The organism is Nocardia sp. NPDC051981, from assembly GCF_040680715.1.
Taxonomy (GTDB): Bacteria; Actinomycetota; Actinomycetes; order Mycobacteriales; family Mycobacteriaceae; genus Nocardia.
Map to the genome: position 1 here is coordinate 1 of NZ_JBFAXK010000067.1, position 1,150 is coordinate 1,150.

A 1,150-nucleotide genomic window follows, 5' to 3' on the forward strand; every position below is an offset into this window, starting at 1 on the left:
GAGGCGGCTGCTGATCGCTTGGGGGTCGCAGACGACTCGCTGTTGCAAGCGGTCTGGTTCGACCGTGGGCCGGATCAGCCCGGGATGTTGCTTGTCGCAATTCACCATCTAGTCGTTGATGGTGTGTCGTGGCGGGTTCTGCTGCCGGATTTCGCGGCGGGATGGGAGGCGATCCGTGCCGGTATGCCGATCAGTTTGCCGGCCAAGGGGACTTCGTTCCGTCGCTGGTCGACGCTGCTGGCTTCAGATGCGCAGACGCCCGCGCGTCTAGCCGAACTGCCCATGTGGCGTCAGATATCAGCGGGTGCCGAACCAGTGGTGAAGGGAGACCTTGATCCGGTGCGGGATGTACACGCTGAGGCGGGCATGGTGTCGGCTCGTCTGACGGTGGCACAGACTGTCCCACTGTTGGGCAGGGTGCCTGCGGCGTTCCATGCCGGTATTCAAGACATTCTGTTGGCCGCTTTCGGTTTCGCGGTAGTGGAGTGGTCACGGCGGCGTGGTCGGCGTTTCGGCCCGTTAGTCGTCGATGTTGAAGGACACGGGCGCGAGGAAACACTGGCTCCCGATATTGATTTGTCTCGTACCGTGGGCTGGTTCACCAGCATGTATCCGGTTCGTCTCGATACCGAGGCACTGTCCTGGGACGATTTCCTTGCCGGTGGGCCTCTAGCGAGCCGTGGTGTCAAACAGATCAAGGAACAGCTCCGTGCCATACCCGGTGGTGGGCTGGGATACGGATTGCTCCGCTACCTCAACACACAAACGCGGGAGGAACTTGCCGCCACACGCCGCCCGGATGTCGGATTCAACTACCTCGGACGCGTGTCGTCTTCGGCAGAAGCGAGCGCCTGGAGCCCGGTCCCCGGACCCAATGGTGAGGGCAGTTTCCTTGGGGGCTCTCCGGCGGGGATGCCTTTGTCGCATGTGCTCGAGCTGAACGCGATCACCTACGACACCGCTGATGGCCCGCAACTGGTCGCGAACTGGACCTTCGCCGGCGCGCACCTGGCCCAGGACGAGGTCGGCGAGCTAGCGGACATGTGGTTCGCCGCATTGAACGCCATCACCACCTGCGTTGACGAAACCGGTGGCGGTCTGTCCCCGTCCGACGTGGCCCTGACAACACTCACACAACAACAAATCGATC

At 62.6% G+C, this 1,150-nt stretch carries 1 protein-coding gene; it reads left to right on the forward strand.

Going from position 1 to position 1,150, the window contains the following annotated elements; all coding sequences use genetic code 11:
- On the forward strand, positions 1-1,150 hold a 1,150-nt coding region (locus AB0L60_RS42370), incomplete at both ends, for a condensation domain-containing protein (protein ID WP_364626612.1).